Genomic DNA, 20,846 nt, shown 5'->3' with positions numbered 1-20,846 from the left:
ATTGGCATTTCTCTCCACAGGCATTTATGCAGGAGAATTAAGCTCACTCCTGTTCTCATTACCTTCACGCAAAAACAGACATCTACCTCAACAGCTAACCCATGAAAAATAGCATGCTTAACAATTTGGTAATACGGCCTGGCCTGTAGAGAGGATTATATCGTAAATTGATTTTAAATATCCTTGCCGTCATTTTGGGGGAACACAACGGCAGGGAAAAAGGGGGAGGTTGTTTTCAGGGATGGGGGAATGCAATTTTTATTGCATCAATCTTTCTTATAAATAATTCTGTTTTCAAATTCGCCTGCAATCACCTTTCCATAGATTACTTTCGTCCATCCGTTTTCATAACCATGGTTGTTGGCGATCAGGCAGCCCTTGTTGCTATCTTTTTTAATCACCTTGTGGGCATCAATGTACCGGCCCTTTACTTTACAAAATACGATGTCACCAATTGAGTATTCTGCTGCTTTTATGAAGGTGAGCAGCGTGCCGCTTTTCAATATGGGTAACATCGAGGTGCCAAAGGCTTTCATTTTTCCGGTACCGGTCATTTCCAGTTCATTCTTTAATCTTTCGTATTTATTCATGTTTTTAAAATTGGGTTTTTTAATGTTATAAATGTTGGGGGAAGTTTGGGTGGTGCTGATAACCTTTTTATTATCCCACCCTTACGCGTCCAGGTGGCAAATACCTGCTCAAATTCGGCGTCTGTTTTCTCGGGGATCAATAGTATAGTTGGCTTCATCTTACTTAAATATAGGAACTAAAATAGGGCAATTAAGCGTCATTACAGCGTTGGTTACCTGCCAAGCATATGTGCCAGTATAGGTCCGCATTTTTCGCGACAGGGAGCATAAAAATGTCCGTGTTGCCAATAGGCTGATTTGGGAGACAGTCCCCACCAGAATTCCGCCAGGGCTAATGGCTCCATCTGGTGACGAAATGCATATTGCAATAATTTCGGCGCGGCACATTCTCCTGCACCTGCCGGCGGCTTTTTATAAACCGTATTGGCAAAAATCTCCACGAGGCTTTTTGACTCGCCCATTTTATTCAAAAAATGGTATTGCTCAAAAATTTTATTCTGCAGAGAAATAGAATGATGCTTCCTTAATGTTTTCAGGAGATGTATCTGTGGGGCATTTGCTTCGGGATCAAACAATTCCAGGGAGGTTATTTCCTGGTTTATCCGGGTCAACTTTGTCATGCCGGTATTTACAAAACCTCCTTCGACCAGGCCATCGAAGATGGGCGGAACAAATCCAGCATGGTGGTTTCCACCTGCTAATTTGCCCGAAAATGCTGCCAGGTAACCCAGTTCATCTTCTTTCGTCCGAACGACCAATACGCCGAACATTTTCCCTATTATCGCGCCTTCTGCATCAGATGACAACCCAAAATTATGCTTCCATTCCTCCTGATACTGCAGATGTAACTGTAGTTGGCTTGCTGCCAGCCGGCAAAGCGGATGTGGCGCGTCGTCTATTGAAAAGGTGAGCCCTGCGGCCAGTGCATTAACAGTTGTTGATTTATCAAAAGTGCAAAACGCTGATTTCTCATCAATCAGGTTGTGCATTTCCTATTTTCTCTTAAAATAAGTCGCAAATTTAATACAATTCGGGGAGAAAACAGTTACCTCGCTAAAGATTCAGCCGAAGCCCCCCCGAAAGATTCAAATGAGACAGGTTTTCTTTCTGTTCATCCTTCAACGTGATGGTCTGCGTACTGGTCGCATCTTCCTTTGTAATACGGGTAAGTTGACCACTAATCAACGATAGTTGCGCACCCGCTGAAAGTCTGCGTGTAATACGGAAATCATAGCCCGCATCCCATCCAATCCCCAAAGTACCACCAGACAATATCAGCCTATGTTCCTCCACCCAACCATTATCACGAAACCCCAGGTATCCCAACGCTACGTTGGCATAAAAGGCATTGGTTTTAGCCGCATTGAAAATGCGCGTGCCGAAGGTGGCCGCATAGAAACTGATGGAGATATTATCCATCACACCGGCGCGCATGGTGCCGCTGCCGGTCATCACCGGGATCACACCACTGTGGGCAGAATGAAAGAGGTTGTACTTAACCCCCACCCCCATACTTTCCCTGAAATAATACATCGCATCTGCACCTACGTTGAAACCGGATTTTAGCTTTTTAAGATAGTCTTTCGCCTCCCCGCTAAATTCAGAAGATATTTTGCCAAGGCGGTAACTGTAACCACCATTTACGGTGATCCGGAAAGAAGGTATGTCAGTTGGCTTAGTCTGGGCATAAGCGCCCTGCATAAGAGCAGTAGCTAACAGTATAAGGAATAGCTGCTTCATAAATATAGGATTAAATGATATGCTGGTTGTTATTTTGCTAAAGTAGTGTACATTTTATGTATCCCTGTAACATGCCTTTACAACTATCTGATTATCACATACCGCATATCTATTTCAAAATTGTCGAGACTGAAAATCCATCTTGAAAAACGAGCCTTGAAAAAACAATTTTATTGTATATTGATCAGGTAACAGGCTCAATTTTTCAACCAAAACATCTCACAAAATTTTCTTGTTCATGAAAAGATGTCTTCTTTTTACCCTCCCATTTTTATGTTTCCTGTCATTTGCCCATGGACAAAACAAAGACACTACAGACTACTACTCCAAAGGCAAGGAAATTATTACAGATCTTGATAAAATAGTAGCCCCTGCCGGTATCCAGGAAAGTTATGAAGTGCCTGTTGGCGGCATAAAGCAGTGGGTATATGTACGCGGACAGGATACCGCCAATCCCATCATCCTGTTTGTACATGGTGGCCCGGCCTCTCCCATAGCGCCGGTGATGTGGATGTTTCAGCGCCCCATAGAAGAATACTTTACCGTCATTAATTACGATCAGCGCGCCTCCGGTAAAACCTACCGGACCAATGACACTACTGGCTTAGGTAAAACCATTCACATTCAGCAATATGTTAGTGACGCCATTGAACTGGCAACATTTATAAAAACAAAATACAAAAAACGAAAAGTCATCCTGATAGGGCATAGCTGGGGTACCATCGTTGCGATGAAAGCGGCCCTGCAACGCCCCGATTTGTTCTATGCCTACGTTGGCATCGGTCAGGTGATAAACGTGATGGATAATGAGCGTATCAGCTTTGAATACGGAATACAGGAAGCCACGCGATTAAAAAATGATACGGCGCTCAAAGAATTAACATCTATTGCTCCCTATCCCGGTAAGGAACCCGTAACAAGAGAGCGGATTATTATTGCCAGGAAATGGCCACAATATTATGGTGGATTAAGCGCCTACAGAACGGAACCCATCTACTTTTTCGATGGACCACTGTTATCACCTGACTATAGCAGCAATGATGTAACCGCCATAGATCAGGCAAATCTATTTACTTTGGGACGGATATTACCGGAGTTCCTCAGCGTGGATTTTAAACAGGTGAAAGCATTTCCTATTCCGGTACTGATGTTTATGGGACGGCACGACTACACCACCCCTTCCGTGCCTACCAACTCCTGGTTAAAAAATGTGAAAGCACCATTTAAAAAAGGAATCTGGTTTGAGCATTCAGCGCATTTAATTCCGTTGGAAGAGCCGGGGAAAATGCTGATGAGCTTAGTGGAATATGTCAGACCCCTTTCATTAAAATAATGAGCGGCTGCTTATAACTACTTTAAAGAGAGTCAAGGCACCACATCACGTAAATTATTTATACTATGGCGAAACATAAAATCCAGCAAAGGTTCTCTGGTTGGGGGTTAGCTTACTATTTCCTGGTTGAACTGGTATTCATTTATCTTTTCTATCAATGGTGCCACAGGAAAAGCTATGGCCTCTTTATTGGCGTTTTGGCTTTTTTATTTGTTCTCCTTTTTCAGCAATATGTCCATAGATACAGCTTTCGGCAGGGAATTAAACAGCTTAAGAAAAGAAATTATAATGCCGCCATTGGCTGTTTTCAAAAAAATTTACGCCACTTTGAACGATATCCGTTTTTAGACAAATACAGATATTTACTGCTGATATCGGCCTCCGAAATATCCTGCAAAGAGATGGCTTTAAAAAATATTGTTGCTTGTTATTATTTTTTAAATGACAAAGAAAAAGCAACCTTTTATTATGAATCCCTGATCAGTATTAATGGCAGCTGGATAATAGAAATGTCCATATACGACAAATACCTGAACGCTAAACGGTAAAATAATATCTACTTTTTAAAAAATAATAAATACTATGCCATCTCACTTCAGTTGGCTGCGCTAACTTCACATCTCAACCTATAAATCCGAGCAATCATTATTTGAAACCCGATTTTTAAAATTCCTCAATTCAACTCCATGAACCTTCATTCCTTCTACGTTGCGGGCAGCATCACTATGCTCCTGCTCTGCGGTGCCTGCACCAAACAAATGAAAAATGACCCTGCTAATCTGTCCGGAGCAAAACTTTCTGCTGGTGTTGTTGCTGCCGCACCCGACCCTTCCGGCCTGAAACTACACGAGTTCTTACGGGCAAATGGTCCGGCTTTTGAAACATTTAATGTATCCGCACAGCAGGGTGAAATCGTTACTACCAAAAGTGGGAAAAAATATACTATCCCACGTAATTCACTGCTGAAGCCAGATGGCACGCCTGCCAGCGGAACTGTCACCATTGCTGTAAAGGAAATCAGCAATGCCGCCAATATGATCTTCGCGGATAGGCCTACTGCCACCAACAACGGGAAAGCGCTGGAATCCTTTGGCGAATTTTTTGTTGTCGCCAGCCAGGGCACTACACTGCTTAAATTGCGCCCCGACAGCGCGATCAAAGTGYAGGCTCCTGCAAAACCCAATGACCAGAGGGTACCCATGTGGAATGGTGACACCACCGTTACCAGGGATATTTCCGGTTATAATTACTTAAACCAGTTCATCACTATCTCTACCCAGGTTAGCGCCAACAAAGGGGTTGACTGGCAACAGGTAACCAACCCCGCATCTGCCTACGCCCTGTTCGATGGCAGCAACGGTACCCTTAACTTCCGGTTGGATAGTCTGATTAAATGGACCAACTGCGACCGTTTGTATAACACACCTAATCCGAAAACAACCGTGCTCGGGTACTTCAATACGAATTACAACCCGGCTACCGGCACCAGCTTCGGTGGAGAAGAACCTTCTATGCTCTATTTCAAACCTACCGGTATCAATAGCATCATTAAGTTCTATAACACCATTTTCACGCCACCAGCAGGCTTCGAGGGCTTTTTAAGCTATCAGAACACTATTTCCGTTGGACAAAGCGGTACTTTCCTCGCTATATCTTCCATTGGCGGACAGTTTTATGCCGAGCAAAAAACCGTGGTGATCGGTACTCCGGCGCCAGGCCAAACCTTCACCAGCGTTACGTTTAATCCTGCTCCAGTTACTCCGGCTGCACTTGTAGCCCTGATCAATAGCATGAATACCAAATAATGATTCAAATAAAAATAGCCGCTAATGGTTGATTAGCGGCTATTATTCCTCCCTCCTCCTCCCCGCTGTACGGGTTGCAGCATAACTATTACCCCACAAAGTGCTGAAAGATTGAAATGTTCAATGTATCTTACCGCCCGTTTTTGGAAGTTTCCGCACCAGGAAATTTCCTCCAGATGCCGCACAGATGCAGAAAACATACTAAAACAGTGAGCGATGAATGTGAACACACCAAGCCCGGACGTACTAAAAACCAAACAGCATTTTGAAATCCTTGATGGATTAAGAGGAATAGCGGCGATATCAGTGGTCGTTTTCCATTTTATGGAAATAGTATATTCAGACTACAGCAAAAACTTTATTGGACATGGATTCCTGGCGGTAGACTTCTTTTTCTGTTTGTCCGGATTTGTTATTGGATACGCATATGATAATCGCATAGAGAAAATGGGCGTAAAAGAGTTTTTTAAGTCCAGGATCATCAGGTTACACCCTTTGGTTATTTTAGGCTCCGTATTAGGCTTATTGGGCTTCCTCTTCAACCCATTTGGCATACCGTCACATTTTTTCGGGTTTGTTGAAATCGGGATGATCTTTCTCAGCTCTGTTTTTCTGATTCCACTCCCCATCATGCCGGAACGTTTTTTTAACCTGTTCAGTTTTAATGCACCTTCCTGGTCGCTGTTCTGGGAATATGTAGCCAATATTTTTTATGCTTTTGTGCTTTACAAGCTGAGTCGCCGTTACCTGATATTACTCACCATCGTGGCGGCAGCAGCGCTTTCGTATGTAGCCTATCATGCCGGCAACTTAATGGGCGGCTGGGGTAAAGACAGCTTCTGGGACGGCTGCGCGCGCATTTCCTATTCCTTTTTAGCAGGACTGATTGTTTTCCGCTTCCAGTTAATTATCAAAAACAGACTGGGTTTTATCGGCTTATCCATATTGCTGCTGTTTGCGCTTTTAATGCCATACTTCAAATGGAACTGGCTGGCAGAACTGCTGGTAGTATTAATATATTTCCCATTACTTATCGCACTTGGCGCGGGCGCCAACCTGGTACCCTATTTAAAAAAATTATGTGTTTCTTCCGGGAAGATATCTTACCCACTGTATATGACACATTACGTGGCGATGTGGGTATTCCTCAATTATTACAATACCCATAAACCTGGCACCACAGAATTATCTATTATCGTTATAGCAGGTACATTACTTTTAATAGGGTTTGCCTATTTAGTCATGGTACGCTATGATATTCCTGTCAGAAAATATTTAAGTGCCAAAAGGAAGTAGGCCCCAACGTACATCGCCTGCCTGTATACAGGCAGGCGATGAAATATTTTCAACAGCGGTGCATCACTTATTTTTAGGCCTGTTATAAAGATTGAAAAATGGTAAATCCACCGCCAGGAAGAGATTCCAGCGCCAGGAAGGATTCTTTACCACTGTGCTGTTTGTGGCGTCAATTTTAGACAAGCCAGGACCATACTGTGCACCAAAACCAAGGGAGAGTGGCAGGTTGGCCCCCACGCCATACACTGCGAATACACCAGGGGAAAATATCTGTCCCAACTCAATCTTGTAATTCTTGTTGATGACGGTGGCATTCGGGTCGGTGCTGGTGGCATCCTGCGACTTCTCCAGCTTATAGTCAACAATAGCACCCAGATCAAACAAGGCGCCAAACAAGCTGATAGCCCCACCCTTGCCCCAGCTCAGACCTCCAGGCGTCCACGAAATTCCGATCGGCGCAGTAACCCCGAATTTATCAGACCAGGTACCGCCGGCAGCATTACTTCCATTGGAAGTAGAAAAGAATGCGCCCAAATATGTTTGCACAGAAATATTGCAATTTGTATACTTTTTAATAGATGAACTTCCCACAGGCAGAATGACATTCTCCAACGCCGCCTTCACCTGATCTTCATCTTTGGCTTCCACCATATTAGCCATGAACAAGGCATACGGCTTTACTTTTTGTGTAAACGTGAGCAGCTTATCGAGCTTTGTTTTCTTATCATTATCAGCTACCGCATGCAAAGGATTTTTATTATCGCTGGTGAGGTCATGTACCTGCGTCAGAATATCCAGCGCATCATTCACTGCTTGTGTATACTGACTGCTGTAAATATCTTTGTACAGAGCATTTGACTTCCYTACAATTGTTAAATATTTATCAGTAACAAGATCTTCGTTAAATATTTTTACAATGCTAAATGCATAATCTGCGATATCGATGGAAGTATTGATGTAGTTGTAAATATCCTCATCACCTATTTTTTCATGAGCGGCTATTTTCTTCGCGATGCCGTCATACCCTGTCTGCATCTTTTCTGTCAGATTAATAAACTCGCCCAGTTTATTCTGAAACAACAGGATGTTACCAGCCTGCTCAGTAAGTATACTGGTTAACTTAGTAGGAGTAGCCGCTTTTCCCAGATAGAAGGTAAGATCCTGCAACAAAGCCTTTTGATAAACCAGTCCCATAAATATTCCCGTAAAAACGTCGTCAGTCAGCAGGTGATGAATATCTTTAGCAGACACCCAGATGCTGGTGGTGTCCTCGTTTCTTAAGCCTTCGGAAAATACAGCAGCAAACCGGATAGTGGCGCCCATGTTTTTAAACCCAACGCTACCATTTTCCTTCCACTCCTTCAGGGAGGCAAGGTCCTTTATCAGGTCTGCAGCTGTAGCAGTGCCTGTTTCCAGCTCATGTACCAACCTGATAGACCGGATAGCCACCCTTACTTCAGGGAAATTAATCAACAATGCCTGATAGGTAGGCAATTCCAGTACATCATCCAGGTGATATGTCAATTGTTTTAAGTCTTCAAAGAAACCATTGCGCAGGGCCGGCAGCATTTGTGGATATGATTGTGCCAGCAGATTAACCAGGTTGTTGGTGGTCTTGGGAAATAAAATTTTAAACTCCGCATGCTCATCCGCAAATTTCTTAAACCGGTTAAAGAAGGCGATGGTTAATTCCTGCTTCGCCCTGTCTATCATCAGGTCTGCAATGGCATTGGCAAATTTCGTTACATCCAGACCACTTACAGCAGATAAGGATTTAGACACAAAAGAAGCGGTTCCTCCATCTGCAAAATTATCCGGCACATAAGGCTTAAAAAATGGGTTCTTAATCATCTCTCTCGAAATGTCAGTCCCTGCCGGATAATACGGAGCCAATACTTTCACCAGGTCGGCTCTCGCTTCAAAGACTTGCTCCTGTTGATTGTAACAATGTTGCCTGATATACAGCGCATCATAAAATATCGATTGTCCGTTGGATCCTATGCCAAGCAGACAAACAAGGAATGTGACAATTAAAAATTTCATTTCATGAGGTTTAAAGGGTAGCGAATATTTTTTGGGGACTGATTAATTTAAGACCGGCGGATCCCTGTACCGGATCGAAATTGGTAGATAGCAAGTCTTTAATACCTGCAACAGTAAAAGGTTTGTTGAGTGCCCTGTATCTTGAAATGATCAGCGCGCAGATACCGGCTACAATGGCGGTAGCCTGCGATGTGCCGTCCATAGATTCCGGCATCGTTTTAAGTTCATAGGCAAACACCGCTTCTCCCGGAGCATAGATCTCCGTTTTTCCATTGAGGTACGATATTTTCGCCAGCTTGCTGCCACTGTCCGTTGCACCCACGCCTATACAATCAGTATATAAAGCGGGGTACTTCCCGTCAACAAGATTGCTGAACGTATAGTCGTCTCCGATAGATGCAATCACCAGGATATTTTTATTGACTGCTTCTGCAATGATCTTTCTCAGGTCTTCATTCTCAAGATACCCACCGTAGCTGATAGAAATAATATCCACGGGTGTATCAATGGCCCAGCGAATCCCCTTTACAATATTTGCATAGCTGGCGGATCCTCTGGAGGAAATCTTAGCGATATACAGTTCGCACTCAGGTGCATACCCCACCATTGCGAGCCTGTTCCTGGCGCCGATTAAAGAGGCACAATGAGAACCATGGCCATATTCATCGTTCACATCGTTCAGGGTGGTTTGTTGAGGATCGTCGATTAAAAAAGAGCGGAAGCCTTTCACCCCATTATGAATATCTGTATTGGCAATGTTATATCCCGTATCCAGAATAGCCACTTTAGCACGCTGTCCGAGCTCATTTAAACCATTCCAGATATCGCCTATTTTCAAGGCAGATATCCCCCAGGGCAATGCCTCGGTTACATCGGCCAGCCGACCGCCCCAATACCATTGCTTCTCGTTTTTATCGTTATACTTATAATACCACCTGTTCACACCTTTCAGGTCCTCCCCTTCTTCCACGCCATCCATAGCAATAACCTTCCCGCTGGGAAAAGCATTGGCTACAATGTCAAAACTTTTTCCAGGACCTTTGCGTACGCGAAGCGGCAATGTAATTTTTACGTTTAACATAATGATATATTATCCGTCAAAGTCAACACCAGCATCTGTCGGTTTCTGCGGGGAAGGGTTGGTGGTAAGCGCCTTTCCTGCATTTCTCAGAGACACCAGTTTGCCCAAAAGATCAAACCAAAACGGTGCTCCCATCGTGATAGCCATTGCTGTTATAAAAAAGCCGAAGAACTTCTTCCCGGTAGTTTTATGCCATATATACTTCCAGGTGATATAATTGGAATGTTGGCGAAGCACCGCATCCGGAATACTGTCTGTGGCCAGTTGCATGCTATCATACACGGCTTCTTTGGGAAATAACCAAACGCCTTTCCAGAAAAACTGCACGCCTGCATTCAATCCTCTTTTTATCCGCCCGGGATTATCTTCCTTTAACTCCCGGATGAAAGCAGTATCCTTTCGCCCCCGGTCGCCCCACCCTAATCCCAGGAGGGTGTTAACGCTATCTTTACTCTTTTTTATTTCAAGGTATATTTCCTTCGTCACACCGCTATCGCCTCTGTTAGCGGGATTGCCGGCTGCGGCTACGCCCATCTCTGCCAGCTTTTCAGCGACTACTTTATTGGAAGAAAGAAAAGTAGAGATCTCAATGGTATCAATGTTTAATATGAAGGCCAGTGCCAGGCCGATTCCAAACAGTATAAAAGAAGTGTTCCGTTTATACCAGCCGGTTACGCGGTCCATGCTGTCGTTATACCATTTTTCCAGCCGGTATTTAAACGCATCCAGGTCGCCCGCTGCTTCGTTGAAATGATGATTCAGTATGTCGTATACCTCTGTATCGATGCGGTCCTTATAGGTTTCCAGGCTGTTCCGCACAATAGAAAAAGTGGCGGTCTTCGACTTGTTATTCTCATCAAGATTCTTGATTACTTCTGTGAGTACTGTTGAGAAGTTTTTGTCCAGCAGATAAGAAGGCCGGTTAAAATAATCGTTCTGGCCGTAGTTTTTAATGATAGGGTGCTCGTAAAAAAGATCAAACAACCGGATTTTGGAAACATCCTTTTTCCCTTTTTCCACCTCACTTCTTTGAAACAGTTTCTGTTCCAGTGTTCCATTTATGTTGATGGTACGCTTAACTTCCTTCTTCAGAAACCGGAAAAATCTGAATACGCCCAGCTGCTCCAGGATAATGGCCCAGAAAGGAAGGCTCCTCACGGGTGTATTAGACAACATGGYGCTGATTCCTTTGTACAGGGTATTGGCTCTCCGCTGAACAATCGTAGCCAGCGATTCCTGTACGGCAGATGCAAAGAGGCTATAAATCAAAAATATGAACACCAGCCCTATAAATACGTTTAATACGCTGTAATCAAACATAGAGAGTTATTTACCGCCGGGGAATGAGGGATTAGGGATCAGATCAATAATATATAAAATGCTATTTTGGGAATTGCATAAATAGTCAGGTTTGGGATTGTTACACTAAATCTTGGTTGAAATCAACTGGTATAAGGTCAGGGTTGAAATCACAATAAATATAATCTATGCCTGACATAAATCAAAATTTATTTTATCAAGTGCTATGGCGGGGTCGCAGCTAACAGGGCTATTTTCCAATAATCTCTTTACGATGCGCCAGTCCCCAATAATGCAGCGCATCCATCACCTTTTCCAGGGATTTTCCATGTGCCGTAATAGTGTATTCAACTGTAGGCGGAAAAGTATCATACACCTCTCTTTTCACCAGTTTATTCCCCTCCAGGTGCTTCAACTCTTTAGACAACGTTTTATCCGTAATCCCATCTACCTCTTTGGATATTTGTTTAAAGCGTTTGGGACCTGATGATAATGAAAACAAAATTAACAACTTCCATCTGCCCTCCAGGGCTTCCAGTGCATCTTTAATAGAGAGGGCATTTTTTGGACATCCACCTTTTGTTAGCATATATGCTGCTTTAATGCTTTTAACTTACACGATACTATCCAATTGGAAAGCGCTATCACTTTAGATAGCGCTTTCCAATTGAAACCAAATATAAGTAGGTTTGCTTCATTAATAAAAAATCAGCAAAAAATGACCGGACCACAAAAATCTGCCARGACCATTCACATCATCCTCTGGGTAGCACAAATACTATTAGCCCTGTTTTTACTCACCGGAACAGTATTGAAATTCCAGCCAATTGAAAAGATAGCGCCTATGATGCCGTGGGCAGGACAAGTACCTCCAATGGTAGTAAGACTCCTGGGAATAATCGATCTGTTAGGGGCAATAGGTTTAATAATCCCCTCCCTGTTGCGTATTAAACCATCATTAACGCCCTGGGCCGCTATAGCCACTATTGCCCTCATGGTATGTGCCATCATCTTTCATGTTTCCAGAGGAGAAGCTGCCGTTATTGGCGCCAATATCATCGCGGCATTTATTGCTGGTTTTATAGCCTGGGGAAGATTTAAAAAAGCGCCCATCACTTCAAAATAAAGACAGGCAGGATTAAATACCTGTTCTCAGACTTTCAGCATACGCATCTGGCAGCGGGCTATCTTCCACTGCTTTGGCCGCCTTCTCCACATCATATTCAAAACGGATGAATTCCACGCGGATACTATCTTTTTGATGAATACTGCTATCCTCGTTGATATGCAGCATCACATAGCATCCGCGTGGATCACCGTCTTTCGGCTTTCCTACGGAGCCAATATTGATGGCATGTCTATAGTGTGTATTTTCACCCGGCACGGCAGGTAATACCCGGTGATATGGTTTATGGGTATGCCCAAAGCACATGATATCCGCACCTGCATCTTCCATAATTCTCATCATACTTTTCTCTTCCCTGTCTTCGAATAAATATTCATTGATCTTACGTGGACTCCCGTGTACCAGCAGCAAATTCAGTGTATCATTATTTAACTGGAACGTTACTTTGATATGGGCCGGCAGCGTGCGGAGGTAGCGGCGCGCTGCTGCAGTGACCAGCTGATTTGTGTAAGCGATGGAAACACTGCCATTCGCTTTCTCACTGTCTGTTTTGTAGGCGCAGCCACAGTCATCGCTTGTTCTGCCAATACCAAAATCATAGTTACCGGCAATAGTAGGAATGCCGCGCTTCCGGACTTCGTTGATGACCTCATTGGGCCAAACGTTATAACCTACCAGGTCACCCAGGCAATAGACAGCATCCGCTTTTCTTTCATCAACATCCTTAAAGAAGGCTTCCAGGGCGGGTAAATTCGCATGAATGTCACTGAACAAAGCTATTTTCATAAATAGAAGATTGGATAAGATATTTCAGCAATTATTTAATAAAATGATAGATTAGCAACAGCCACCACCTGGTGTACAGGATTCGCCAGCTGCCATGCCGATTGGTATTTCCAGTGTTTTGGTAGCAGGCGTTCCACAAGTCATGCCCCGATCTGTTGCCTTGCATTGGGTAGCATCCGGTTGCAGATTAACGACCAGGTTCTCACCTTCCAGCAAAAATTCTTTCGGATACATCTGACGGGTATCAAATGTAGCATTACCAAATTCAATTTTCACCATCGCTTTGGGATGCAGATCCAGGTGCTGCTCCACCAGGTCCACTATCTTCAACGCCTTATGAACCGCCATGGCACGATCCGTTTGCGCTTCTTCCGGCTCCCATAGCTGTACAATAATTTCCGTCCAGGCATTTACCTTTCCGCCACAATCAACGGACGTAACAGGCGCCTGTTTAATTTCAGTAATATGGTAAGAAGGAGCTACCAGTTTGTTTGCCGCATATTGAAACTGTAATATCTGTTCAGGATATTGCTGCAGCTGATCTTTAAATGTCTGCCAGGTCATTTTGGAATTACTCATTGTATAAAGATTTATGTTCGTTTTAAAATGATGCTTTTTCAGAGTTGACAAGCGCCTCCGCTCCTCCATACCAGCGCTTACGGAGCCAGAAGGCCACATTCACCAGTGCAATCAGGGCGGGCACTTCTACCAGTGGACCAATCACGCCTACAAATGCTTGTCCTGAATTGATGCCAAATACGCCGATGGCAACGGCAATGGCGAGTTCAAAGTTGTTACCTGCCGCTGTAAACGCAATAGCCGCATTCTTCGAATAATCTGCTCCCGCAGCCTTCCCCAGCACAAAGCTCAACAGGAACATGATGGCAAAATAAATCATCAGTGGGATGGCTATTCTTACTACATCCATCGGAATCTGCACGATCAGTTCGCCTTTCAGACTGAACATCACGATAATGGTAAACAACAAAGCGATGAGGGTAATGGGAGATATAAACGGTATGAACTTTTCCCGGAACCATTCTTCGCCCTTTAGTGCGATCAAACCATATCTGCTGATCACGCCAGCAGCAAAGGGAATACCCAGGTAGATCCCTACACTTTTGGCGATTTCACCAATAGAAACTGCTACCGTAATGCCTTTTATCCCGAATACAGTGGGAAGCCAGGTGATAAACACATACGCATATACACTGTAAAGTAATACCTGGAAAATACTATTGAGCGCCACCAGTCCGGCGGCATATTCACGGCTGCCATCTGCCAGTTCATTCCACACGATGACCATGGCAATGCATCGGGCCAAACCAATCAGGATAAGCCCTGTCATGTATTCCGGGTAGCCATGCAGGAATAATACGGCCAGCCCGAACATCAGGAACGGACCAACTACCCAGTTGAGCAGCAGCGACAACGACAATACTTTTGTGTTGCGAAACACCTCTCCCATCTTGTCGTACTTCACTTTCGCCAGCGGAGGATACATCATCAGTATTAAACCTGCTGCCAGCGGAATATTGGTGGTACCAGACGAAAAGGAATGAATCAATCGGGAGGAAGAAGGAAAGAAATAACCGATTCCAACTCCGATAGCCATCGCCAGGAAAATCCATAAGGTAAGGTACCTGTCTAAAAAGCTTAGCTGCTTGCGCTGTGCCGGATTACAATTTTGCATGTCAATAGAAATAAGTCGTTTTTTCCTGAAAAGAAATTCATTGTATTATTGCAATATTACGATACGTTAGTGCAAAAAATTTTAACAGCAGGATTTTACGTCCGTTTGTTCCACGAAGAAGGCACTGAGCAACTTGTTATATTGATTCCAGACCTTTGGATTGATACAATAGCAAACACTTGCCCCCTCAATCGTCCCCTGAATCAGGCCGGCTGTTTTCAGTTCCTTCAGATGCTGGGAGGTAGTCGCCTGTGCCAAACCCAATTCGTCCACCAGATCTCCGCACACGCAGGCGTTCTTTTTCACGAGATACTGCAAAATGGCAATCCTGGCGGGATGCGCCAGCGCTTTCGCCATGTTGGCAATGTCATTTTGTTGTTTGGTGAATAAATCTGATTTGGTAGCTCCCATACTATTACTGCTTTAACACATCGCAATATTACGATTAGTTATTAATCCGTCCAAAGAAAGTTTTCTTTTTGACCCTATAAAGATGATCCTGATGATGAGCAAATCAGTTCTTAACTGCCAATACTTTCTCCAGTCCCCATTTACACATCAATTTTGTGATTACCGGGCAACAGAATTTCAGTGGCGCAGAAACAGCAAAACTTGTTATCCAGGCTGTAGGGGAATGATCAACAATAAAAACTCCCTATATTCACAGCGCAGGTATGGCCTTTTTTGTAGCCGTACCTGCTACTTATTTATGCCACCAAAACCGGCTACATGATAGCTTATGAGCTGCTGTGTAACGTATATATCAGCAGCCTGCTGTTGACTTACTTCACTAATTTCTTCACTTTAAAAAACTGTAAAACCAATCCGATGACCAGCAGCACCAATAAAACCTTGATGGCATTCTGCACAATCGGAGACGTAGGTCCATCGGCCAGCGGATGCCCTACCGGTAGTCTTGATAACGTTTCATTTACTGCCGGTATCATAGAAAGAAACAGGGTAAGCGTCATACAAAACACCTGTATCAGCAGCAGGGTCTTTTTCCTGGAAGCATTCCGGCCAGGCAGGTAGGCCACTCCCAATAAAATAAGTATGAGTATTCCTATGCCGTGACCGGGATTAAAACCACCTGCTTTGGAAAGCCCAAATGACGTAACGCAGGCGATGACCGTCAGGATACTGTATATCTTTCCGGAGGAGGAAAAAGGGTTGATGATGCCCTCTTTTACCAATGCGGCTACAGCAAACAACAAAGCAATGACAGCGATAATAGTGTGTATAATACCTAAAATACTCATAGGGAAAAGATCTTAAAGTGAGTGAATAAAGAAGTGACAGCCCTATCATTCAGGCGCTTAGCGCAAACATCAGGGCTTAATGGAAAGTAATTTATGGCTATTAATTGAAATAATTGCTGATTTTAGATGTTGACAACCGTTCCCCATATGGAGGATAGCCCGTTAACGGTTCTTCATCCAGGCGGTTCGTGTCATTTCAAACTTCAACTCCTTCTCCCCATTCATCCCCGTTTCCTGCCACCCTGATTTCCGATAGAATGCTGCAGCCCTGGTGTCTGGTCCCGTCCCCAGCCAAACACGGTCTTTATTATTAGAAAAATACCAGGTGAGCATCAACTCCTGTAGTTTCCTCCCAATCCCTTTTCCTTCAAACGCTGGCAGTATAAACAAGGCCCATATGTTATCTTCTTTCAGGTCAACTATCGCAAACCCAACTATCCGGTTGTCCATCTCACATACCCATCCCTTCCCTCTGATAGTTAAAAATTCAACATAGTCATTGTAGGTGATCCGTTCAGGATCAGATAACTTATTTTCATTTACCCCATTTCTGACTACATGTATTTGTGCGATATCTTCAATGGTTGCTGCTCTAAAATTCATATGAGTTGTTCTTATAAATATTCATTTCAAATTCCGCAAATGGCGTTCAGACCAAACATAAACATTATGGCGCAAAAAAAGAAAGCCCGCACTGAACGAGAGCCTTAGGATCTTTATACGTTACTAGTAATATTAAGGAAGATGCCCTATCTTTAAATGATAGCCTTCCTGATTCCACATAGGCTGCTTATTGATTACCCAAGAAATTGATTTATGCCAACATCAACCCACGTTTACCTGAGATTTTTTATGGCCATGTTCCTTAGTTCCAGTGCCATTTCCGGTTTTGCCCAAAAGAACCCGAACTATACCGAATCCGCTGTGGGGAGCTATCAGTTGCCGTCTCCCTTAATTAACAACCAACATAAAAAAGTGCGGACTTCATCAGACTGGAATGGTCACCGCAGAAACGAAGTATTACAACTATTTAAAGAAAATATGTACGGACAATTTCCAGGTCCGTCTGCAGACATGCATTTTGTAATGCAGAAAATTGACAGCGCCGCCGTTGGTGGACTGGCCATTTCCAAACAAATACGCATCTATTTAACTGCGGGTGAAAAGGGACCTTATATTGATCTGCTGTTGTATGTTCCGGCGAATACCACACATCCGGTTCCGGTATTTGCGGGTTGGAACTTCAAGGGAAATCAAAGCGTCAGCACAGATGAAAATATTCTTGTTTCTCAAAGCTATCTCGACTTTCTGAAAATCAAAAAAGATACATTAACCCCTGCAAGAGGTGATCAGGAAAAGTGCTGGCCAATTAAAACAATCATTGAACATGGCTATGGCGTAGCAACTGCCTATTATGGCGATCTGGAACCCGACTATCCGGATGGATGGCAAACCGGTATACGGAGCACCTTAGCTAAATCGCTGCAGTTAAAGTCCTCAGATTGGTGCGCTATGGGGGCCTGGGCCTGGGGATTAAGCCGCATATTGGACTATCTCCAAACCGACAAGGCCGTGGATGCCGCAAGGGTAATTGTAATGGGTCATTCCCGCCTGGGTAAAACAACGTTGTGGGCCGCAGCCAATGACACCCGCTTTGCAGCCGTCATTTCCAATGACTCCGGCGAAGGTGGTGCCGCATTATCACACCGGAACTACGGACAAAATTTAAAAGGCATGATTACCTCCTTTCCGCATTGGTATATTTCGAAGTATAAAGACTATGCGGACGATGTTAATGCGCTTCCCATAGATCAGCATATGCTGTTGGCTTTAGCGGCGCCACGGCCCTTATATGTGGCCAGCGCCACCAATGATCGGTGGGCAGATCCTTACGGAGAATTCCTGGGAGCAAAAAACGCGGAACCAGTGTACGCTCTTTTTGGCAAAAAAGGTTTGGGAACGGATGAAATGCCCGCACCGGATACGTCTGTTGGAAATACCATCCGCTATCATATCCGTACCGGCGACCACGATATTTTATTATTTGACTGGATGCAATACATCAAATTCGCAGATGAGCTGGTGAAGTGATAAACCTGCTTAGGTAAGTGCTACCAGGAAATTCTCTCCGCTGGCAGGGCTAAAATGATCTGTTCTGCCCATAAAATAACGTTGGGTCAGCGTTTCTGTTGACACTACTTCTATTGCTTTAAAACCTGCCTCCAACGCCATCTCCTGCATTTCTGCCGGGGTAAAAAAACTGATAAAAGGTGTTCCAGCCGCCGCTGCGCCTTTATTGGCAATCTGTTGTAAAGGCTGATCGGCTTCATCCAGCAGATCCAATGGTAAATAAAATGCCATGGCCAGTGTGGAACCTGCTGCAAGTGTGGCTATCTGGCGCAGGGTAGCCTGCACCGCGTCTTTTGTAAGATACAGACTAACGCCGGCGCAAGCTACCACCGCAGGTTTGCTGGTGTCAAAACCGGCTTTTATTAATTGCTCCCACCAGGAAGAAATTTCAAAATCAACAGATACAAAATGCAGCCACTGCGGAATACCAAATCCAAGTTCTATTAATCGTTGCTGTTTCCAGGACTGCGTATCCGGCTGGTCTATTTCAAATAGCTGTAACCGTGCAGCTATTGCTGGGTGGCGCTGCGCAAAAGTATCCAGCCCTGCACCGAGTATCACATATTGATGGACGCCTTGTTGCTGCTGTGCTATCACCAGGTCGTCAATAAAACGCGCACGGGCTACCACGGATGCACGGAGCCGTTTTGTAAAATCCGGACTCATGTCAGGACGTTGCCGCCACTCACTACCAGGTGCTATCAGCTTAAATCCGATTTCGTCTTCAACGATATGTGGCAACGGATCCATCTGAACGTGCATGGCTCTCCATAAAGCTACTCTTACCGCCGTATTATCTGGTTCCACCTTTTTCTTATTTTGTTCCATCATGAACCTATTACATTATTACTTCAATGAACGTAAGCCAATCATATTTCCTTCCGTGTCTTCTATCAGCGCAATAAAACCGAAGTCTCCAATATTCAATTTCGGCTGGATGATTTTCCCGCCAGCGGCTTCCACACGCCTCAGCTCTGTATTAATTTCTTCGGAAGAAAAATACACCAGTATGCCGCCTTTACCGGGTGTTACCTGATCAATCTTTACCAGTGCACCACCTGGCCCATTCCCCTTTTCATCGCCCGGAAAAGTGGCATAGTCCATATGCGAATGCCTGTCGCTGCTCACCGGCAAATCCGTGAGCTGATACTTAAATACATCTGTGTAAAATTTCTTTGCCCTGTTAAAGTCTGACGCATAAATTTCAAACCAGCTGATCACGTTTTTCATGCTATTAATTTTGAAGATAATGAATACAACAAAATTAGCCACCAGGGATGTGGCAAAATTGTAAAAAAACGACAAGGCTTTTTTTTATGATGGCCATTCCGGAAATCCGGGCATCCTTTCAATAGATTTACGCAGATAAATACCGGGACTTACGCCGGAAAAAAGCCTGAAATCGCGGATAAAATGGGATTGATCAAAGTAGCCGAGCGAATGAGCAATTTCCGTGAGGGAACGAATTTTGCCTTGCCGTAAAAGCCCTACCGATGCCTGGAAACGGCAAATGCGGGCATACAAAATAGGCGTAATGCCAATATGCGTTAGAAAGAGACGCTCGAGTGAACGCGCTGATAAATGGAGGTCATGCAATACCTGAGAAAGCTTCTTACCCTGTTGTAGTGCAGCTACTGCATAACCCAGTTTTTTGTTGTCGTCTTCGTGACGATGGGTTTGCTCCAGCAGGAATGAAAAAAGACAATCCGCCTGTTGTTGCCCGGAACTACAATTCAGCAGCTGATCCGTCAAAGACGTTTTAGCCAGGTGACTGATACAAATATTTTGATCCGTTAACTCATTTGCATTTAAGCCAAACACTGATTTAAGTGCTGCCGGCTGAAAGTTTACGCCGATCGTACGAAAGCTGCCGCCGCCATGCAATTGACCATACTTCCTCGCCTGACCAAATACAAACAGTTGTGGCAGGCGTTCTCCTCCGAAACCCGTGAATACTGCCGGGTTCTGCTGGAAAATAAGCCCTGGCTGACCATTACTCATTACCGTAAAAGCCTTTTGTGATACATCGTCCGTCTGGTTTTCCAGGGACCAGAAGTATTGGACATAGTTTTTCAGCGATGGCGGAGGTGTAATTATCTGGTAATCCATTTTCCTGATAATGGGAGTTATCGGTCTTTTGCACCTGACCGGGTGAAATAATCCGGTGGATATAGTTGCTGTCCATATTTTTCAAAAAGTGCCAGCACCCTTTGCTTCATGGCATCGTCCATTACAGGTGGAGGCAGAAACTCGCCTTCCGCCACGGGTACACCAAATTCCATAAACATTTCATCCAGTCCGGAAGGCACCACTACACAAAGCAGCTTAGCCAGCTTATCGGACTTGTTTTTGAAACTATGTACCATGCCACCTTTAGGTATCACGATGTATGCGCCTTGCGTTGCAGTATACATACCTTCTTCCGACCATACCTCCACTTCTCCTTCCAGTACATAAAAAGATTCCTGGAAGTCAGGATGCGCATGGGGGCCGGGCCCACCGCCCGGAGGCACCGACATTTCGATAGTGGCAAATTCGCCACCGGTTTGTTTTCCGGAAACAAGTATCCGATAGTTACCACCGGCCACAGAAAGGATTTGCCCCTCATGAGCGCCTAGTGTGATCACAGATTTCTTAACCTCTTCCATATAAATGAGTTTAAAAT

The 20,846-nt window shown here is 44.3% G+C and carries 23 protein-coding genes; 6 read left to right on the top strand and 17 right to left on the bottom strand.

Annotated elements, in window-relative coordinates; translation table 11 throughout:
• Positions 1 to 266: 266 nt before the first annotated feature.
• The 3 genes from AC1DP6_RS23640 to AC1DP6_RS23630 form a co-directional block, all read right to left on the bottom strand.
• Complete coding sequence (locus tag AC1DP6_RS23640) at positions 267 to 590, bottom strand: S24 family peptidase (RefSeq protein ID WP_477057040.1); 324 nt, start codon at positions 588 to 590, stop codon at positions 267 to 269.
• Between the two features lie 212 nt (positions 591 to 802).
• Complete coding sequence (locus tag AC1DP6_RS23635) at positions 803 to 1,579, bottom strand: pseudouridylate synthase (RefSeq protein ID WP_477057039.1); 777 nt, start codon at positions 1,577 to 1,579, stop codon at positions 803 to 805.
• 64 nt (positions 1,580 to 1,643) lie between these two features.
• Positions 1,644 to 2,330, bottom strand: a complete 687-nt coding sequence (locus AC1DP6_RS23630; protein WP_477057038.1) for a hypothetical protein — start codon at positions 2,328 to 2,330, stop codon at positions 1,644 to 1,646.
• A 238-nt stretch (positions 2,331 to 2,568) separates the two neighbouring features.
• Between AC1DP6_RS23630 and AC1DP6_RS23625 the strand changes: the two genes are divergently transcribed.
• The 4 genes from AC1DP6_RS23625 (at position 2,569) to AC1DP6_RS23610 (ending at position 6,764) form a co-directional block, all read left to right on the top strand.
• Positions 2,569 to 3,663, top strand: coding sequence for an alpha/beta hydrolase (locus tag AC1DP6_RS23625; RefSeq protein WP_477057037.1), 1,095 nt, complete (start codon positions 2,569 to 2,571; stop codon positions 3,661 to 3,663).
• Between the two features lie 65 nt (positions 3,664 to 3,728).
• Positions 3,729 to 4,211, top strand: coding sequence for a hypothetical protein (locus AC1DP6_RS23620; RefSeq protein ID WP_477057036.1), 483 nt, complete (start codon positions 3,729 to 3,731; stop codon positions 4,209 to 4,211).
• A 138-nt stretch (positions 4,212 to 4,349) separates the two neighbouring features.
• Positions 4,350 to 5,468, top strand: a complete 1,119-nt coding sequence (locus tag AC1DP6_RS23615) for a hypothetical protein (protein ID WP_477057035.1) — start codon at positions 4,350 to 4,352, stop codon at positions 5,466 to 5,468.
• 216 nt (positions 5,469 to 5,684) lie between these two features.
• Positions 5,685 to 6,764 (top strand): acyltransferase family protein, encoded by a 1,080-nt coding sequence (locus AC1DP6_RS23610; protein ID WP_477057034.1) that lies wholly within the window; start codon positions 5,685 to 5,687, stop codon positions 6,762 to 6,764.
• A gap of 63 nt (positions 6,765 to 6,827) precedes the next feature.
• Here AC1DP6_RS23610 and AC1DP6_RS23605 read toward each other — a convergent pair whose 3' ends face one another.
• The 4 genes from AC1DP6_RS23605 to AC1DP6_RS23590 all read right to left on the bottom strand — a co-directional run bounded on the left by AC1DP6_RS23605 (position 6,828) and on the right by AC1DP6_RS23590 (position 11,776).
• On the bottom strand, positions 6,828 to 8,807 hold the full coding sequence (locus AC1DP6_RS23605; RefSeq protein ID WP_477057033.1) for a hypothetical protein: 1,980 nt from the start codon (positions 8,805 to 8,807) through the stop codon (positions 6,828 to 6,830).
• 10 nt (positions 8,808 to 8,817) lie between these two features.
• Positions 8,818 to 9,888 carry a S8 family serine peptidase gene (locus tag AC1DP6_RS23600; protein ID WP_477057032.1) on the bottom strand — a complete coding sequence of 357 codons (1,071 nt, stop codon included), beginning with the start codon at positions 9,886 to 9,888 and terminating at the stop codon, positions 8,818 to 8,820.
• Between the two features lie 9 nt (positions 9,889 to 9,897).
• Positions 9,898 to 11,208 carry a hypothetical protein gene (locus AC1DP6_RS23595; protein WP_477057031.1) on the bottom strand — a complete coding sequence of 437 codons (1,311 nt, stop codon included), beginning with the start codon at positions 11,206 to 11,208 and terminating at the stop codon, positions 9,898 to 9,900.
• A gap of 229 nt (positions 11,209 to 11,437) precedes the next feature.
• Positions 11,438 to 11,776 (bottom strand): winged helix-turn-helix transcriptional regulator, encoded by a 339-nt coding sequence (locus tag AC1DP6_RS23590; RefSeq protein ID WP_477057030.1) that lies wholly within the window; start codon positions 11,774 to 11,776, stop codon positions 11,438 to 11,440.
• Positions 11,777 to 11,905: 129 nt separating this feature from the next.
• Between AC1DP6_RS23590 and AC1DP6_RS23585 the strand changes: the two genes are divergently transcribed.
• The gene (locus AC1DP6_RS23585) at positions 11,906 to 12,313 is read left to right on the top strand and encodes a DoxX family protein (RefSeq protein WP_477057029.1); all 408 of its coding nucleotides are present in this window, start codon (positions 11,906 to 11,908) and stop codon (positions 12,311 to 12,313) included.
• 12 nt (positions 12,314 to 12,325) lie between these two features.
• On the opposite strand, the gene AC1DP6_RS23580 is transcribed toward AC1DP6_RS23585, so the two are convergent.
• From AC1DP6_RS23580 to AC1DP6_RS23555, 6 genes are all read right to left on the bottom strand, one after another.
• A complete protein-coding gene (locus AC1DP6_RS23580; RefSeq protein ID WP_477057028.1) occupies positions 12,326 to 13,099 on the bottom strand; it encodes a metallophosphoesterase family protein in 774 nt (257 codons plus the stop codon).
• Between the two features lie 51 nt (positions 13,100 to 13,150).
• Positions 13,151 to 13,678, bottom strand: coding sequence for a DUF6428 family protein (locus AC1DP6_RS23575; RefSeq protein WP_477057027.1), 528 nt, complete (start codon positions 13,676 to 13,678; stop codon positions 13,151 to 13,153).
• Positions 13,679 to 13,700: 22 nt separating this feature from the next.
• Positions 13,701 to 14,792 (bottom strand): ACR3 family arsenite efflux transporter, encoded by a 1,092-nt coding sequence (gene arsB, locus AC1DP6_RS23570; RefSeq protein WP_477057026.1) that lies wholly within the window; start codon positions 14,790 to 14,792, stop codon positions 13,701 to 13,703.
• Positions 14,793 to 14,873: 81 nt separating this feature from the next.
• Complete coding sequence (locus AC1DP6_RS23565; RefSeq protein WP_477057025.1) at positions 14,874 to 15,203, bottom strand: ArsR/SmtB family transcription factor; 330 nt, start codon at positions 15,201 to 15,203, stop codon at positions 14,874 to 14,876.
• A gap of 371 nt (positions 15,204 to 15,574) precedes the next feature.
• Positions 15,575 to 16,051 (bottom strand): hypothetical protein, encoded by a 477-nt coding sequence (locus AC1DP6_RS23560; RefSeq protein ID WP_477057024.1) that lies wholly within the window; start codon positions 16,049 to 16,051, stop codon positions 15,575 to 15,577.
• Between the two features lie 162 nt (positions 16,052 to 16,213).
• Positions 16,214 to 16,654: a GNAT family N-acetyltransferase gene (locus tag AC1DP6_RS23555; protein WP_477057023.1), complete on the bottom strand. Its 441-nt coding sequence runs from the start codon at positions 16,652 to 16,654 to the stop codon at positions 16,214 to 16,216.
• Positions 16,655 to 16,867: 213 nt separating this feature from the next.
• Here AC1DP6_RS23555 and AC1DP6_RS23550 point away from each other — a divergent pair, with 213 nt between their 5' ends.
• Complete coding sequence (locus AC1DP6_RS23550; protein WP_477057022.1) at positions 16,868 to 18,142, top strand: alpha/beta hydrolase family protein; 1,275 nt, start codon at positions 16,868 to 16,870, stop codon at positions 18,140 to 18,142.
• A gap of 9 nt (positions 18,143 to 18,151) precedes the next feature.
• Here AC1DP6_RS23550 and AC1DP6_RS23545 read toward each other — a convergent pair whose 3' ends face one another.
• The 4 genes from AC1DP6_RS23545 to AC1DP6_RS23530 form a co-directional block, all read right to left on the bottom strand.
• Positions 18,152 to 19,012: a class I SAM-dependent methyltransferase gene (locus AC1DP6_RS23545; protein ID WP_477057021.1), complete on the bottom strand. Its 861-nt coding sequence runs from the start codon at positions 19,010 to 19,012 to the stop codon at positions 18,152 to 18,154.
• A gap of 15 nt (positions 19,013 to 19,027) precedes the next feature.
• The gene (locus AC1DP6_RS23540) at positions 19,028 to 19,411 is read right to left on the bottom strand and encodes a VOC family protein (RefSeq protein WP_477057020.1); all 384 of its coding nucleotides are present in this window, start codon (positions 19,409 to 19,411) and stop codon (positions 19,028 to 19,030) included.
• Positions 19,412 to 19,495: 84 nt separating this feature from the next.
• A complete protein-coding gene (locus AC1DP6_RS23535; RefSeq protein WP_477057019.1) occupies positions 19,496 to 20,290 on the bottom strand; it encodes an AraC family transcriptional regulator in 795 nt (264 codons plus the stop codon).
• Positions 20,291 to 20,307: 17 nt separating this feature from the next.
• The gene (locus AC1DP6_RS23530) at positions 20,308 to 20,829 is read right to left on the bottom strand and encodes a cupin domain-containing protein (protein ID WP_477057018.1); all 522 of its coding nucleotides are present in this window, start codon (positions 20,827 to 20,829) and stop codon (positions 20,308 to 20,310) included.
• Positions 20,830 to 20,846: the final 17 nt, after the last annotated feature.

This window comes from Chitinophaga sp. 01L420 (assembly GCF_056399985.1).
Note: the sequence above shows the minus strand (reverse complement) of the source record. Positions and strands in the feature narration are given on the sequence as shown.